We start from the raw sequence: 17,281 nt of genomic DNA, 5'->3' as shown, positions 1-17,281 counted from the left end.
ACATCGGTTTTTAAATATACCCGAACCCAACCAAAGGCAAATTTAATATGCAAATAGACAGAGCCATAGCAGCTGGTAGTATAAAGCTTTATAACACGCATGGAAGTATGCTTAGAGAGGATAATCTCATGAACCTGCCAAATGGCTATTTACATAACTGGTATTTATAGGGGTTGTCATCCTGGTTGGGCTTTATGTGCAATTTGGCCAATATCAGTATCAGGCGGCTTGCTGTTTTCTGTTTTTAATAAGATTAAATACGTTTTGCTCTTTTCGTCTATTCTTTTCATCAGTCTATCATTGAATAATGGGTATCTGTCCAAAGGGTATCTGGCTGATATTAACTTTTTTATTGGGTGTGTATATCTTTTTAGTTGAATACGACTTATCGGCCCATTCAGTCAATTCTACCAAGGATTAATTTCTATTCAACGCTCGTTGCCCAAAACAAAATAATTATGAAAAATCAACTACTCAGCACCCTGTTAATTCTTGCATTCAGCATCTCTGCCTTTACACAGGAAATTGTTTATACCGTTACCGCAAGATCTGGCTTACAGACAATTGCTTTGGATTCCATTCTGATTGAGAACCTGACCAACCACTCCAGGTTGTTGTTTACTAACCTTCCCAATTTCGAAAGTTACGAGATCGATCTGACCTCACAAACCATTGGTGATGTTGAAACAGGTATCAACATAGTTAATCAGGGAATATCTGATTTTGTTGTGGTACAAAATCAACCGGGATTAATGGTTTTGAACTACCATGGAAACAGAAGTCTGGATGTACGTGTGTCCGTGGTTAATCTCAATGGTCAGGTGTCATATATCTCTGATAAGCAGCTTTTAAACCCCATAAGCACTATGGTCATACAGTTGGGCCATCCCGGTGTTTATTTGGTAAAAGTAGAATCGGAAGGGGGCGTTCAAACCTTTAAAGCTGTAGGTGCGCTAACCGGGCAATCATTTAAGGTTTCGCAGGGTAATGCCGGGAGACAGAGTCTGGGGCTAAAAAGTTCCGGAGACTCAGATATCGATGATTTTTCATTTGAAACAGGCGATGAATTGCGCCTCACCGCCTATAAAAATGGTTACCATGCCAGTCCAAAAACGCTGATCGTTTCTGCGTCGCAACAAATCGAGTTTGAATTCAGTCTCATTAACATCATTCGTGGTGGCCCTGCAGCAACCAATCCCATGGCTGTTCCGATTCAAATTACCGGAGTGAGTGCAAACCCTTACAGTTCAAACCTTAATCAATGGACTGGCAGTTGGGAGGCACCTCAAGCTATTTATGATCAGGACATCTACGTAAATGACCCGGATAACTGGTCAAACATCCTTAGCAACTCAGATGCTGGAACAACCTGGTCAAATTTAAATCCGGGTATCGGATATGGCATACTGGTTGTTGATCTCGAGCAAGCAAGAGAAATTACCAGCATAAGTGTATTCCAAATGTTCAGTGATGGAAAAATCACTCATATTGCGTTGGCCGGTCATCCTGAAATCAATAGTACAGCCCCTGATGCTTTGGATGAAAACTGGCATGAATTTCTCGGAAAATCCATTGTAGGAGCCGGAACAGATGGTGTATCCTATGTTTACAATCCTACAAAATATTTTGTTGAGGCACAAACACGTTATGTAAAGATCATGGCCTTTAATGATGGTAGTTATGGAAATTCAAGCTATATCGAGCTTAAGGGGATTAAAATGTATGGAGGAGTAGCGAACTCCTTTGCGCTTAATTTGGAAGTTTTCCCCGAGGGTAGCGGCCAGGTTTCAGGTGATGGTTTATATTCAGAGGGTACACAGGTGGAAATTATGGCAACTCCTAATGAAGGTTATACTTTTATTAATTGGACCGGAGATACGGAATATGTTGACGATTCAAATGTACCCAATTCTACATTAATGATGCCTGCAAAAAACATAACGCTTACGGCGATTTTTGAAGGAAATAATGGAGAAGGAGATGCTACTGAAGTCGTAGAAGTTCTCAACCCCGTAACCGGCAGAATCTGGATGGACCGCAATCTGGGTGCCAGCCGTGCTGCCACCAGCAGTAACGATACCGAATCATACGGCGACTATTACCAGTGGGGCAGGGCTGCTGATGGTCATCAGAAACCAAATTCCGGCGAAACTTCTACCCGGAGTACCAGCGACACACCCGGGCATGGACTTTTTATTACGACTGGAATGGGTTCGAGTCAGGATTGGCGCAGTCCACCAAACCATAACCTGTGGCAGGGTGTATACGGCACCAATAATCCATGCCCAATTGGTTATCGTTTGCCTACTGATGCAGAACTGAATGCCAACCGATTGAGCTGGAGCAGTAACAACGCTGCAGGAGCTTTTTCCTCCCCGCTTAAATTGCCCATTGCTGCCCTTCGCCCCGCCCACACTGGTTCGCTCGGCCTTGTGCGTTCTTTCGGTTATTATTGGTCAAGTACCGTGGATGGTGATGGCTCACGGTGCCTGTACTTCGATAGCAGCAAGGCCGAAATGCGCAACTGCAACCGCTCGTGGGCCAATTCTGTTCGTTGCCTTAAGGTTTTATTCTGAGCTTGCCGAAGGGTTGGTGCTTTCATATCTTTGAAACTTTGAATTTTCACCATGCCATTCCGCCTAAGCTGATGGCATGGTTTAAAGACCTCCTTTGTTCGAGTGTTGCAGCAGTAGTACTAATTGTTGGCGCGAATTTGCAATTCTTGCCCTCAACGTAAAAAATAAATTTCGCTTTTAGCGACATTTTTATAAACAATAACCAAATTCTTTTCTGGTTAAAAACGCATTCTTAAAAATTAAAATATAAATGAAACAGTATCCTTTGATCCTTTTTATGTGGTTATGTTCATTTGCATGCGCCGCAGGCAAAAGCAATATTCAAAACACCATTACCGGAATTTTTCCACCCCTTGCCAATCAGGAAATAACTCTTGAAAGCTTTGATGGCTTTAACACCTACACCATTGATAAATGCCGAGTCGATGAAAACGGGCGTTTCACTTTAAATTTTTCCGCATGTGAATATGGCATGGGATATCTCATGGCAGAAGACAACCAGTCTTTTATTGTCATACTTGCAGAGGAAAACCTTGTGCTGAAAGGGGAACTGTTAAGCCAACCTGAAACCATTGAAATTGTTAAGGGAAAAGAGAACCGGCTTTTTGGGCAATATGCCTCCGAGCATCCCCGAAGGGAGCAGGCATTGAGTGCCTGGGTTTATCTGGAGCGCATTTATCGCATGGATTCACTGTTTGCTGTTGAGAAAACGCCGGTTAAAGCCATAGGAAAGGAAAAGCAGCGTATTCAGGAAGAAGACAGTGCTTTTTTGGCAGGCTTAGACCCTCAGAGCTATGTGAGCTGGTTTTTACCGGTTCGTAAATTGGTGAGCTCTGTTCCGGTTATTGCGCAATACCGCACGGAGGAGATTCCTGCCTCCATTGCTGCTTTTAGAAATATGGACTATACAGATGCAAAACTTTACAAAAGCGGATTGCTCAGAGAGGCCATCGAAAGTCATTTCTGGCTCATCGAAAACAGCGGCCGTTCGTTGGATTCGGTGTACGTGGAAATCAAGATTTCAATCGATGCAATGATTGAGAACCTTGCTGCCGATGAGGAAAAACTGAATGAAATAACGGATGTCCTGTTTAAGCTATTGGAAAGCCGCAGTCTGTTTGAAGCTTCTGAATATCTTGCGCTAAAAGTGCTGAACGAAGTGGCCTGCACCGTTAACGATGACCTGGCTGCTCAGTTGGAAAGCTACCGCACTATGAAAATCGGAAATACAGCTCCTGACATTTCTTTTGAAGGAGGTGTTTTAAGAAATGGGCAACCAGTTACAATTCCCGGCCATTTATCAGAGGTGGAGGCTGCCTATAAAGTGGTGGTTTTTGGGTCGGCACATTGTCCCCTGTGTGTCGATGAACTTTCGAAAATAACTGAACTTTATGCCAAATGGGAGTCGCAGGGGGTTGAGGTGGTATTTGTTTCGCTGGATGCCGAAAAAAATGATTTCGTTAATTTCTCGGCTGGTTTTCCGTTTATCAGTTTTAGCGATTATAAAAACTGGGACACTCAAGCCGCTATGGATTATCATGTGTTTGCCACCCCAACTATGTTTGTTCTGGATCAGGAACAGAAAATAGTATTACGTCCCCATTCTGTGAGGCAATTGGATGCCTGGGTGGATTGGAATCACTTTTAATTTATCAATTTTCAACTTAACTTGCTGTCCAAAATTTAGCGGGTATTACAGGTTTCACCTATCAAATACAATTTGAATAATTTGCATACAGCTATGAGAAGAATGTTTTTTTTCAGGATGTTAATCCTTAGTGTTGTTTCTATTTTCTTTTTCGGTTGTGCCAACAACCCGAAATCTGATAGTGATCTTCCGCGTATTGCGATGGCCGGAATCGCCATTGAATCGAGTACGTTTTCTCCAGCAGTCTCGCACGAAGACGCTTTTCGCACGCATACGGGTGACAGCATTTTTAGCCTTTATCCGTTTTTGTCTCCTGACTCATCCATCATTAATGAAGCTACCTGGTTGCCTACGTTGCGCAGCAGGGCTATGCCGGGTGGCATTGTTTCGCGTGCAACTTATGAGTCATTGGTGACGCAAACATTGGAACGTTTGGCAAACGTTTTGCCTTTGGATGGTCTTTTTTTTGATATTCATGGTGCCATGAGTGTTGAAGGTCTGGATGATCCGGAAGGCGATTTTCTTGTGCGGGTCAGAGAGGTGATAGGCACTGATGTGGTCATTTCTACCTGCATGGATTTACATGGGAGTGTGTCGCCCAGACTGGCACAGAATACAGATTTGATAACCTGCTACCGTCTGGCGCCGCATGAGGATTTTATGGAATCGAAGAAAAGAGCTGTGACGAATTTGTTGGCGCGCCTGAAAAGCGGTAAGGGAAAACCGGCCTATAAGGCATGGATTCCTGTGCCTATTCTCTTACCGGGTGAAAAGACCAGTACCCGCATAGAACCGGGTAAGAGTCTGTATGGTGCCATTCCTTCTGTGATTGATGGCGAAAAGGTTATGGATGCTTCTATCTGGATGTCCTACCCTTGGGCGGATGAACCGCGTAACCATGGCGTGGTAGTGACGTATGGCGACGATAAGGCGGCTGTTGGTAAAGCGGCTGAGGAGTTGGCAAACCATTTTTGGCGGGTCAGACATGATTTTGAGTTTGTTGCGCCTACGGCAAGCTGGGAGGAAGCCATACAGACGGCTATTGCCAGTGATAAAAAGCCTTTTATTATCAGTGATACCGGAGATAATCCAACCGCTGGTGGCGCGGGAGATGTGACCTGGACATTGACACGCATCCTGGACCATCCGGCCTTTAAAAAGGCTAATGGTCCATCGCTTATTTATGCCTCCATACCTGGAAAAGCTTTTGTCGACCAAGCTAAAGAAATTGGCGTGGGCGGACTAATTGATGCCACTGCAGGCGCTGAGATAGACGATCGATATGCGCCCCCGGTTCGGATAAAAGGGGAAATCATGGCTATTGAGGATCAAGATGAGGGCCGCCAGACAGCTGTGGTTGTGAAAAGTGGCAGTGTCTCTGTGATTGTAACCAAGAGGCGTGCGGCCTATCACTATGAAAATGATTTTACACGGCTGGGACTAAATCCGCGTGAAAGTGATATTCTGATCGTTAAAATAGGCTATTTGGTGCCAGAACTTTATGATATGCGTGCGGACTGGATTATGGCTTTAACACCGGGCGGTGTTAATCAGGATTTAATGCAATTGGATTATCAACGCATCAATCGCCCCATGTTCCCGTTGGACGCGGATATGGAGGATCCGGACTTAAGTGTACGGTACATTTCTTCATCGGATGAAATTAAGCGATAATTGGCCATAATTGTCCGGTCTTTTTCGGGAATCGGCAAGCTTTAAAACAAATTGCCGACAGGGCTAAGAATGAAAGGAAAGAAACTGAATGAATGTTGCTATAATTGGGGGAGGTGCCGCCGGCTTTTTTGCGGCCATTACGGCGAAGGAAAAATATCCCGCTCACAGGGTGGTTGTGTTTGAAAAAACCGGTAAGCTGTTGTCGAAGGTGAAGATATCAGGTGGTGGACGCTGTAATGTGACCAATGCCTGTGGGGATATGGATGAATTTTGTGAGGCCTACCCACGTGGCGGGAAACGTTTGAAAAAGTTGTTTCATGCTTTCAGCAACCAAGCGACTATGCAGTGGTTCGAAGCCCGGGGAGTACCTCTTGTGGTGCAGGACGATCATTGTGTTTTTCCTGTCTCCCAGAATGCTCAAAGCATTGTGGATTGTTTGCTGAATGAAGCACACAGGCTGGGTGTTGAAATTAAAACCAATGCTGGCGTTTGCTCGCTTGAATCGGCAGGAAGCGCCTGGAACCTCAGGTTCCAGGAGGGAGATGGCCCGACAGAGGTGTTCGATGGCGTGCTTGTTGCCACCGGTGGAAGTCCTAAAATGGAGGGGCTGAAATGGTTAGGGGATTTGGGGCATAGAATTGAGAACCCCGTTCCTTCGCTGTTTACCTTCAATTTACCGGATAAGGCGTTGACGCAATTGATGGGTGTGGTGGTTGATAATGTCCTTGTCAGAATTCCCGGAACCAATTACAGTGCCAGGGGACCGCTTTTAGTAACGCACTGGGGCCTGAGCGGCCCGGCTATTCTGAAACTCTCGTCTTTCGCTGCCCGACACCTTAATGAAAAAGCTTATCAATTAAACGTGCTGGTCAACTGGTTGGGTGAAAAAAAGAATGAAGGAGTGAAAGCTGACTTGCAGGCCATTGCCGGTGCGCATCCGCAAAAACGGATGTCCAACGCCCGCCCGTTGGAATTGCCTGAGAGACTGTGGCTTTTTTTACTTGCGAAAAGTGGCATTTCGGCCGACAAAGTGTGGCAGGAAGTGGGAAAAAAAGCACTCAATAAACTGGTGGATGTATTGATCAACGATGTTTACGAGGTGAAAGGTCAATCGACTTTCCGGGAGGAATTTGTGACCTGCGGGGGCGTGTCTCTCAGCGATGTTGATTTGAAAACCATGGAGAGTAAGGTCTGTAAAAACCTCTACTTTGCCGGAGAGGTACTCGATATTGATGCCCTTACCGGTGGTTTTAATTTACAGGCGGCCTGGGCTACCGGATTTGTGGCCGGCGCTGCAATAGGTGGTTCGTAAGTGTCATGATTTCATTCCAGAAAAATAATAACTTTCTCTAAATAAATAAAGTTGGATACATTATATTTGTGCCATGTAAAACTTAAAACTGCACCAGATGGCAAAGAGTCAGGACGCTAAAAAAGCTGCAAAAAAAGAACCTGCAAAGACTCCTAAAGAAAAAAAGCAAGAAAAGAGGCTGAAAAAGGCTGGCAAGTAGGACGCATGGTTTCCAATAAGAATTTCTTTTAAATGAAAAAAAGCAGGATGCCTCGGTATTCTGCTTTTTTGTAGGTTTACTACATCGAAAATTAAAAACTGAATATATGAAGCTGTATAATCTATTGATTGTTATTGCGATGCTTTGGCTGACTGCCATTCCGGCCATGGCCTGTACCAGTTATTTGGTGACGCCCGGTGCTTCGGTGGACGGGTCTTCGATGATTACCTATGCGGCCGATTCTCACATCCGCTATGGCGAATTGTATTATTTTGAAGGAGGAGCGCAAGCCCCGGGATCTTTTTATCAGTGCTACGACCGCGGCTCGCACCGGCCACTGGCTAAAATCCCGAATCCTTCTGAACTTTATACGGTGGTGGGATACCTGAATGAGAAACAGGTGGCCATGGGTGAAAGTACCTTTGGGGGGCGTCCCGAGTTGGTGGATACCACCGGCATGATTGATTATGGCAGTTTGATGTTTGTGGCCCTTCAGCGTTCGGCTACAGCGCGTGAAGCCATACAGGTGATGGCAGAGCTGGTGGAGGAATATGGCTACTACAGCAGTGGGGAATCTTTTTCTATTTCGGATCCCAATGAGGTGTGGATCATGGAATTAATAGGAAAGGGCTATACACCCAAGTACGATAGAAAAACCAAAACGACGGTCAATGCCGATAAAGGAGCTGTTTGGGTGGCCATGCGAATCCCCGACGGTTACATTTCGGCCCATGCCAACCAGGCACGGATCACCACTTTTCCGCTGGCAGATGGGGTTAAGTCGATTACTTCCAGGCAATTTGACCTTTTGAATCAACCCTCGGTGGAGGTGATTTATTCGCACGATGTGATGGAGGTGGCCCGAAGGAAGGGGTATTTTTCCGGAACAGACGAGGCCTTTAGCTTTACGGATGCCTATGCGCCGGTGGATTTTGGCGGCGCGCGCTTCTGCGAAGCGCGCGTGTGGAGCATGTTTCGTAAGGTAAACAGTGATATGGATCAGTACCAGGATTATGCCATGGGCTATGATTTGGATAATAAGATGCCGCTGTTCATTAAACCCGACCGCAAATTGACGCCTCAGGATTTGATGCATTTCAAGCGGGATCATCTGGAAGGAACGGAGTTCGATATGAGCAAAGATGCAGGGGCAGGAGAGGGCGAGCGTCCTTACCGCTGGCGACCGATGACCTGGAAGGTGGACGACAAGCAATACTTTCATGAACGGACAACGGCTACGCAGCAGACGGCTTTTTCTTTCATTGCTCAGAGTCGGAAAGGCCTGCCGGACATGATTGCCGGAATTATCTGGTTTGGGGTGGATGATGCGGCTTCTTCGGTGTATGTCCCCATGTATGTGGGGATGCGCCACGCGCCTGAGGCTTATGCCGAAGGCTTTGGAAGTATTATCCAATATGAAGCGGATGCGGCTTTTTGGGTATTTAATAAAGTGGCGCATCTGGCCTATCTGCAGTATAACCGCATCCATCCGGATATCGTTAAAGCGCAAAGTGCTCTGGAAGCACGCTTTAAAGATTTTGTGCCGGCTGTTGACAAGGCGGCACTGGAGTTGTACCAGAAGGATCCCGAGCTGGCGGCTGATTTCCTGACCGATTTTTCGGTAAAAATGGGTAATTATACCGTTGAACGTTGGCAGGACTTGTATGGCTTTTTAATGGTGAAGCACTTGGACGGCAATCTGAAATTGGAGGAAGACGGGGTGTTTCAGACCAATGAGTATGGTCGTTATCCCATTGTAAAGCATCCGGACCAACCGGATTGGTGGTACAGGCTCATTTTGGACACGACTGGTGATCAGTTTGAGTATAAGGAGTAAATGATTAAAAACACATATTCAATGAGACACTTGGCAGTAATAATAAGTTTCATGTTGTCAATCGTTCATTTACAAGCACAAACAATGGCCAGATTTGAGGTCAGTGCGGGTGACTATGACCGAAAGGACGTTTTTGTGCATGCGCCGGTTCAATTGACGGCCGCATGTCTGGAAAATGGTTTGGAGTTGTTTGAAGTGACCGATAATGGGGAGTATGCTGTTGCTTTTCAATTGGAAGAGGGCAAGCATCCGCGACTGTGGTGGCAGGTGGAGGGACGTTTAAAGCAGGGGAGTATACGGTTTTTTGAGTTACGTGCCGGGGACAAAAAATCAAATGATTCAGCCACATCCATTCGTAAGAATGATGTTTCTTACATCCTTTTCAATGGTTTTCAGCCGGTTTTGCAATACAACCATGCTAAGGCGGCATTGCCGGATGGGGTAGATACAGCTTATTCCAGAAGTGGATTTATCCATCCGCTTTACAGTCCCTCAGGCAAAATTCTGACCATGATTCAGCCGCCGGATCATATGCATCATTATGGCTTGTGGAATGCCTGGACCCGTACCCAATTTAAGGGGAAGTCGGTGGATTTTTGGAATTTGGGCGACAAACAGGGGCGGGTGGATTATGCCGGGACCATCTCCACCATTCAGGGGGATGTTTTTCAGTCGCTTAAAACCTTGCAACAACATGTGGCTTTCAATGATAAAGGCGGCAGTGATGTGGCCTTAAATGAGGAGTTGGAAGTGCGGGTGTTTAATGCAGGCAGGGATTTAAACCGGGTGGATTATATCTCTTCTTTTAACTGTGCACAACCTGAGGGCCTTTTTCTGGAAGAATACCGCTACGGTGGGTTTGTTTTTAGGGGCAGTGAAAAATGGAACGGCTATACGGTGCAGATACTTACTTCTGAGGGACGCCATCAGGACAATTCGGATGGACATCCGGCCCAATGGTGCATGGTTAATGAGACCGGAAAGCAGCCTTCGGGAATACTAATTATGAGTCATCCCGCCAATTTCAACCATCCAGAACCTTTGCGGACCTGGGATAGGGGGTCAAATGGCGGATTGGCCAATATTTTTATCAATTTTTGCCCCATTCGAAATCGTAGTTGGGAAATGGTATTTGGTCAACGCTATACCATGCAGTACCGGGTGGTTACTTTTGATGGTCGTTGGACCAAGGAACAAGCGGAACAGGAATGGGTGGATTTTGCCCATCCCCCCACAGTTAAAGTGATGCAATAACCCTGAGATGACCTTTTTGTCTCCTTTTGAAGGACTTTTTTAAGCTCTGAAGAAGCCAAATAGGAGGCTGTACGGTGAGCCTTTTATAGAACAGGCACCTAAAAAAGATAAGTGTTTGAAAATTCGCCATTCTCCTCACTATTCTTTAGCTTTGATATCAAATAAAATTTTAGAGACATGGATTTAAAAAAATCGTTTGGCATTACGGTGGATGGCACCAATGAAATTCCTAAGCCTAAACGGATGCGGGATTATATCAATCTTAAACTGGCCGCATTGGGTCAGCCCTATTATCAATCGGAGAATAAAACAGCATTTCTTGAACTGGCCAATGATTTGATTCTGAATCACAAGGAGAAAAATCGTCTGTTGTCTTCTTATCTTTGTCCAGCCGATCAACGCATTCAAAATTTTCTGGATAGCTATTTGGCGGAGTTTAAGGACGAAATAGCTCCCCGGATTCCGTCCAATAGTTTTATTGTCGATAGTCATGGAATCGCCAGGGCACTCTCCCTGCCGCCCGATAAAGACGTGTTTAATTCGGATATTGTCAGTGCTTACCGACTGAAACAAGGGATCTTAAACAATCCGAAATACGATCGACGGACGACTCAAGGTGTTTTTCATGTGGCCGAAGGTGGGCTGCCCATTCCGGATGATAAAAAGGCGGTGCCCAAAAAGACTTTTGGGCATCTGTTGACTAAGGCGTTAGATGCGCCGGAGGAGCTTTTGAGCTTGCCATTTACCTCTACCCAGGAAGAGAAGGCCAAACTGTTTGTTTCGCTTTTGTTAAGACCTGTGGTTAGTCCTTTTGTACCTGGTGTCTCCGCAGAAAAGCGGATGGAAATTCGTTTTTTTGTGCCTGGTAATCTGATCAGTAATCTGGATTTTGTTGAATCTATTTTTGGAAATGCAGGGGATCCGTTTTTACCGCAGAATGATTCTGCTTTGGATGTGGAAGCTGGACCGGTCATACCGGTTGTGTGATTCTGGCGCCGCATCTGATTAAGGTGAAGAAAAAGGAGGTGGGACTTCCGCATATCAGCGAAGCCACTGAAAGACAGAAGCGGGATGGTATGTGCTGGGAAAAAGAGGACGAGCTTTACAATGACGGTGGTGCTTTTAAAATTACGGCCCGAACTTCGGAAGGTATAATTGTGACGCTTATTGCCGACAATTATTATGGTTATTCAAAGAAGGAGGTTAAAACCCAGATCAGTTATGCCGCCAATTTATTGGGCAATGTTGAGGAGGAGCATGCCGGTGGTGCCATCGCTTTCCCGTCCTATAATCTGGGAGATGGTTTTGCCGATTGGAACCAGTTTGCCGAAAACCACCTTACTTTTGATGAAATGGTTGGGATGTATGGCCATATCATGGAGGAGATGCCGGAAGGATATGCCATTGACAAAACCTATCGGGACATCATTTATGTGCCTGAAAGCTCTGTTTTTAACTTGGTGGATCAAAAAGTGAGTTGGGAAAAGCAGGACAAGGCGTTCTCAATTCGTTTAAACCCCAAGTGTACCTACATCTCACCTGCCGGGTATAAGGTCCGCATGTCAAAGAACCCTTATGTCCCTTCATGGCGCTTAATTGGAACAGCCGCAGAGGGTACTTTCTGTCATAAGCTGCACTGTTTCGGGGGGTGGAAAATCGGAAATTTCCAAGTCCATCAACGATGCCATCATTTATGGTCCGTTTTTCATTGCCGATTATGAGAATGATTTCAAAATGGTGGAGGAAATCATTAATAAGGATTATACGGATGCCTATCAGGATTATGTCGTTACCGACAAATCCAGACCCATTTTAAGTCCGGACCGCTCACTGGGTTCTGTTATTAAACTGTTGACGCCTTCACCTACGCGATATAAAGAGGCGTACAACGAATGGTTAAGAACCATTCCGCATTATGTAAAAGGTTTGGTGTTTATTGTAAAACGGTTTTATAAACAAATGGGGCAACGATTGGCGCAAGTTTTTTACGGTAGATATAATCGACGGTCGCCACGGAAATGAACTGAAATTTAAAAACCGAAAACTAGTAGCCAGCTATTTAAGGGTTGGTTTGGAAAGTGGTGGTGCATGGCGTACTTTTAAATTGAGGCAGGATTTTATTGCGGCAGATAAAATTCAGATGGAGGATGATATTACTTCTTCTATCGTTATACCAACCAATAAGTTGGCGTATTTGTCGGCTGACTGCAAACAGTCCTCCGTTAAGTTCACCTACAACTGTGAATTTCGGTTTTTCCAGCGACCTGATGATGCCATTCATAGGGGGTACGACAAGCAGGCTGAGGCTGATCTGGCAACACCAAATACTTTTATTTCCAATTTTGAACCGCTGACGGTTAAGGACGCAGAAGAGATTATCGAAGATGCCATTGAGTTTGACCGCTTTACCCAACCTGTTAAATCTTTGATTAAAAGTGTAGTTGCGCAGAAGGATTGCACCTATTTTGTGTCATCCGCTCATCCGCGTATTTATGAAGGCAGCCCTTCGAAAAACATGCGGTATCTGCAGAACAGGCCGGACCTTATTAAGCATCGTGAGAAGTATATTTCTGAAATGGGAACACGCTTGTATCGAAAAACGCCTGCTGACAAGCCGGTATTGAAACCGGTGAATGCTGTTCTGACTGGACGAAGAAACAATCCGCCAGAGAAAAATGTTCGTCCCCTGGCTGTCTATAATCCCATTCATTACCAGGAGCTTCCTGAATTGTTTATGGATTTTGTTTGTAGCCTTACCGGAAAATCGCCTTCCACAACAGGTGCCGGTTCTGAAGGGGCGCTCACTAAGGGGCCCTTCAATGCATTGAGTCCTGTTACTGACCTTAACAATGCCCTGGTCTCCTATATTATAACCGGCTATAGTGGTTTTTCATCTGCTGCCGGTTGGGTGGGGCCCAATTACAAAGTAAATCATGATATCAGCCTTTTGGTTCCTGAATTATGGAGCAGATTAAGGACCGATGAAGCGGATCCCAAATTCATGATGGAGCATGGTTTGCTTGAAAAGTTGGAAGATTTTGAGCACAATGGCAAAAAGGTTCTGGCATCCAGACTTGGATATAGGATTACTGCCAAGTTTGCCAGAAATTTCCTGGGACGTGTTTTTGAAAACCCGGATGCTGTCTTCAATGAGGAGATGCTTAAACCTGAATTGCAGGGATTGGATGTTTTTGTGGACGGTGTGAGTAACATTGTGGAAGCGCAACAATGGGTGGCTGAAAGTTATTTTAAGGATGGCAGCATTGAAGGTGCCTGCCCGCCATTGAAGGCCATCCTGCACATCATGGCCTATGGGAATTTTGAAGGTAAAACCCTGGATGATCCGGAAGTGAGAAAGCTTTTCGACAGGGATGACATGCTTAAAAGCGATTGGTACCATGACCGTTTGTTTAATAAGCAGATGGGGGATATTGAACTTTGGCAAAGGCATTTACGCTTTCTGAAGGAATATATGGTGAAATGGCCCGACCTCGATGAAGCTTTTGTGCGGTCAATACGTGATAAAATCAAAATGGCCGAAGACAATATCAGGCATTTTGAATCTGCTGAATACCTGAAATCCCTGGAAGGTTATATTGGACTTGACTCCTATGTGAAGTAAATCCAAATGCTTTCGGTTTTAACAACCCCCGGTGTCACTTGTGAGGCCGGGGGTTTTTGCGTTTTTGCTGAGGCGCCCGGTTGGGTGCCTCCTTTGTGATTTAAATCCATTGGTCTATTGAAAAAATTGAACAATGTGTCTAAAAGTCATATCTGAGTATTCATATTTTTTGCATTTTTGTTAGGTCTGGAATATTTTGGGACTATCCATCTAATTTTTATGAATAATTAAAAGATATGAAGAAGTTTTTCTTGCTTTTTTGGTGTGTTGGGACTGTGGCCATGGCTCAGAATAACGATCAAAGTGTTTTTATTGAGTATGAGCGCGGCGAAGGTTATTACTATGAAACCATCCTGAAGGATGCGGAAAGTGTCAGGGATTCCTTGCAGCCACAGCAGCCCTTTCGAAGGTTTTCTATGGACCAGTCGGACAAGCAACTGCCCAACAAAGTGCATCTCTATGAGCGCCAGTGGGCCAATCCTGTGATTTCTCAGGGCAATGCCGGGACTTGTTGGGCCTACTCAACGCTTTCCTTTTATGAATCGGAAATTTATAGGCAGACCAATCAAAAAGTGAAGCTTTCAGAGATTTATATGGCTTATTGGGAGTACGTTGAGAAGGCGCGGCGCTTTGTGAAGGAGCGTGGCAATTCACTTTTTGATGAGGGGTCGGAAGCCAATGCTGTGGCACGCATGGCGGAGATGTACGGATTGGTGCCATACGAGGCCTATTCGGGACTGATTGGCGGGCGCAAGTTTCACAACCATGAGGAGATGGTGGCTGAAATGAAGGCTTATCTAAAGGCTGTAAAAATGCAAAATGCCTGGAATGAGGCGACTGTTCTGGCTACTATCCAATCTATCATGAACCATTACATAGGGGTGCCTCCGGAGCAGTTTTTAGTGGACGGCCAATCTTATACGCCTGCTTCTTACAGGGATGATTATCTGAAGCTGAATCCTTCTGATTTTGTGGAAATTTTGTCCTACAAACAAAAGCCTTACTGGCAGCAGGTGGAATATACGGTACCCGATAATTGGTGGCACAGTGATGAATATTATAACATTCCTCTGGAAGACTATATGGCTACGCTGAAAGAGGCCATCCGGGAAGGCTTTACGGTGAGTATTGGCGGTGATGTGTCGGAACCTGGACTGATCAGGGAAACGCAGTGTGCGATGGTGCCCGATTTTGACATTCCCTCGGCCTACATCAATGAGGATGCCCGGGCTTTTCGCTTTGCCAATGAAACAACCACCGACGATCATGGTATGCACTTGGTGGGCTATGTGGAAAATTATAACGGAACTGGCAAGGATTGGTATTTGGTGAAGGATTCAGGTGCCGGATCGCGCAACAATGATGTAGATGCCCCAGAGTTTGGTTACTACTTTTTTCACGAGGATTATGTGAAGCTTAAAATGATGGGATTCACCATTCATAAAGATGCAGTGAAGAAGTTGCTAGGAAAGTTTTAATTTCCCCAATTTAAAGGGACTTCACCTCTTTTTAATGGATTCGTATTAAATGGCCAATAGGCGGTTTTCCTGTATAGCTAACAACCTATCGATCCCGCTTCGCTTCGTCCCGCCTTGCGGGATTCCGCTACGCTACACCTCCTAACCTATCGACCTAATAACCTAACAACCTATCGACCTAATGACCTAACAATCCCGCTTCGCGGGACTCCGCTACGCTCCGCCTCCTGACCTATCGACCTAACAACCTATTTCAACTGGAGACTTCCATTTTGAGTTTTTTGTTCTTGATTTTTTCGTCTCTGATCAGTTGCAGGGTTTTGTTCATTTTACTGCTTTTGATGGCTACGTAGGCGGAGTGGTCGAGGACTTCAATTTTTCCCAATTCTTCTTTTTGTAGTTGGCCTTTTTGGAGGAGCATGCCGACGATGTCCATTTTGTTGATCTTGTCTTTTTTGCCACCACCAATGTAGAGGGTCTTCCATTTGGAGGGCTTGGGCAAGGTCAGTTTTTGAGGCAGTTTTTCTTCTTCCGGGGCAGTGGTCAGGAACCTGGGCAGGAAGTCTTTATGATCGAGCAGAAAATAGGCGGTGCCACCGGCATGCATGCGGGCGGTCCGGCCGTTGCGGTGCACCATAATATCTTCAGAGGGAGGCAGCTGGTAATGTATCACCGCTTCAATTTCGGGAATGTCCAGTCCTCTGGCTGCCAGATCGGTAGATATGAGTAGGTTGATGCTGCCGTTGCGCAATTTAATGAGGGTTTTTTCCCGGTCGATTTGTTCCATGGCCCCATGGTAGAGGCCATGTTCCACTTTGTGGAGGTTTAATTGCTCTGAAATGCGGGTAACCACTTCCCGGTGGTTGCAAAATATCAGAGTGGATTGGGCGTTGATGTGACCGAGCAGAAGCATGAGGGCGTGAAGTTTGTCGTCGCCGGGGACCTTGACCGTCTTCATGACCAAAGCGGAGGGTGTTTCTGACTGGGGGGTTGTGTAGTTGAGTTCAACTTTGTTTTTGATGCCTACAAAGTCGGGAAGCTCCTTTAACTGGGTCGCTGAAGTCAGGATGCGCTTCCTGGCGCTTTTGCATTGCTGCAATATAAATTCCATTTCAGTTTTGAACCCCATCTCCAGCGATTTGTCAAATTCATCAAGCACAATGGTGGCTGTCTGGGTCAGCACGAGATTCTTACGGCGCAGGTGGTGGGCTATTCGACCGGGGGTGCCGACTAGCACTGCTGGGGGATGTTGCAGGTTGTTGACTTCGATGCCAACTGAATGACCGCCGTAGCAGCAGTTGATTTTATGCTCGGTGCCCATTTGCTTAAAGACTTGTTCTATCTGCAGGGCCAGTTCGCGGGAGGGAACCAGGATGAGGACTTGCACGCCCTGTTTTTCGGGCACGAGGAGTTGAAGCACCGGCAAGAGAAAGCCGATGGTCTTGCCAGAACCGGTGGGGGATATTAGTACCACGTCGTTGGGCTTTTGTGCGACTTCAAGCATGGCCTGCTGCATGGGATTCAGTTCGCTAATGTTAAAGCGGGAGAGTATGGTGGAATGGGACATGTTAGTTGGATTGTGTGTGAATTTTTCTGGCGGATTGCGCGCAAAGGTACCATTAAAAAGAGGGATATTTGAGCTGAATCATCTTTTCGGTGTATCTTTGCGCCGATAAATCCC

General features: G+C 45.7%; 11 protein-coding genes and 1 pseudogene. 11 read left to right on the top strand and 1 reads right to left on the bottom strand.

What is annotated here, in order from left to right:
- Positions 1–14 precede the first annotated feature (14 nt).
- From JCM15548_RS26445 to JCM15548_RS16890, 11 genes and pseudogenes are all read left to right on the top strand, one after another.
- On the top strand, positions 15–170 hold the full coding sequence (locus JCM15548_RS26445; RefSeq protein WP_369403714.1) for a T9SS type A sorting domain-containing protein: 156 nt from the start codon (positions 15–17) through the stop codon (positions 168–170).
- A 288-nt stretch (positions 171–458) separates the two neighbouring features.
- The gene (locus tag JCM15548_RS16925) at positions 459–2,576 is read left to right on the top strand and encodes an InlB B-repeat-containing protein (RefSeq protein ID WP_062127870.1); all 2,118 of its coding nucleotides are present in this window, start codon (positions 459–461) and stop codon (positions 2,574–2,576) included.
- Positions 2,577–2,826: 250 nt separating this feature from the next.
- Positions 2,827–4,224 carry a redoxin domain-containing protein gene (locus JCM15548_RS16920; RefSeq protein WP_062127868.1) on the top strand — a complete coding sequence of 466 codons (1,398 nt, stop codon included), beginning with the start codon at positions 2,827–2,829 and terminating at the stop codon, positions 4,222–4,224.
- Positions 4,225–4,317: 93 nt separating this feature from the next.
- Complete coding sequence (locus JCM15548_RS16915) at positions 4,318–5,898, top strand: M81 family metallopeptidase (protein WP_062127866.1); 1,581 nt, start codon at positions 4,318–4,320, stop codon at positions 5,896–5,898.
- Between the two features lie 88 nt (positions 5,899–5,986).
- Entirely contained in the window at positions 5,987–7,210 is a 1,224-nt protein-coding gene (locus JCM15548_RS16910; protein WP_062127864.1) for a BaiN/RdsA family NAD(P)/FAD-dependent oxidoreductase, read from the top strand.
- A 305-nt stretch (positions 7,211–7,515) separates the two neighbouring features.
- Complete coding sequence (locus JCM15548_RS16905; protein WP_062127862.1) at positions 7,516–9,246, top strand: dipeptidase; 1,731 nt, start codon at positions 7,516–7,518, stop codon at positions 9,244–9,246.
- A gap of 84 nt (positions 9,247–9,330) precedes the next feature.
- Positions 9,331–10,500, top strand: coding sequence for a DUF6807 domain-containing protein (locus JCM15548_RS16900; RefSeq protein WP_062127859.1), 1,170 nt, complete (start codon positions 9,331–9,333; stop codon positions 10,498–10,500).
- 177 nt (positions 10,501–10,677) lie between these two features.
- Positions 10,678–12,221: pseudogene (locus JCM15548_RS26755) on the top strand (hypothetical protein).
- 13 nt (positions 12,222–12,234) lie between these two features.
- Positions 12,235–12,522 (top strand): PPi-type phosphoenolpyruvate carboxykinase family protein, encoded by a 288-nt coding sequence (locus tag JCM15548_RS24585; RefSeq protein ID WP_227625975.1) that lies wholly within the window; start codon positions 12,235–12,237, stop codon positions 12,520–12,522.
- 49 nt (positions 12,523–12,571) lie between these two features.
- Positions 12,572–14,122: a hypothetical protein gene (locus tag JCM15548_RS24580; protein ID WP_500778321.1), complete on the top strand. Its 1,551-nt coding sequence runs from the start codon at positions 12,572–12,574 to the stop codon at positions 14,120–14,122.
- Between the two features lie 236 nt (positions 14,123–14,358).
- Entirely contained in the window at positions 14,359–15,600 is a 1,242-nt protein-coding gene (locus JCM15548_RS16890) for a C1 family peptidase (RefSeq protein WP_062127857.1), read from the top strand.
- 253 nt (positions 15,601–15,853) lie between these two features.
- On the opposite strand, the gene JCM15548_RS16885 is transcribed toward JCM15548_RS16890, so the two are convergent.
- Positions 15,854–17,167: a DEAD/DEAH box helicase gene (locus JCM15548_RS16885; RefSeq protein WP_062127855.1), complete on the bottom strand. Its 1,314-nt coding sequence runs from the start codon at positions 17,165–17,167 to the stop codon at positions 15,854–15,856.
- Positions 17,168–17,281: the final 114 nt, after the last annotated feature.

The organism is Geofilum rubicundum JCM 15548 (genome assembly GCF_000974365.1).
Classification (GTDB): Bacteria; Bacteroidota; Bacteroidia; order Bacteroidales; family Marinilabiliaceae; genus Geofilum; species Geofilum rubicundum.
This window is presented reverse-complemented; position numbering and strand designations above follow the sequence as displayed.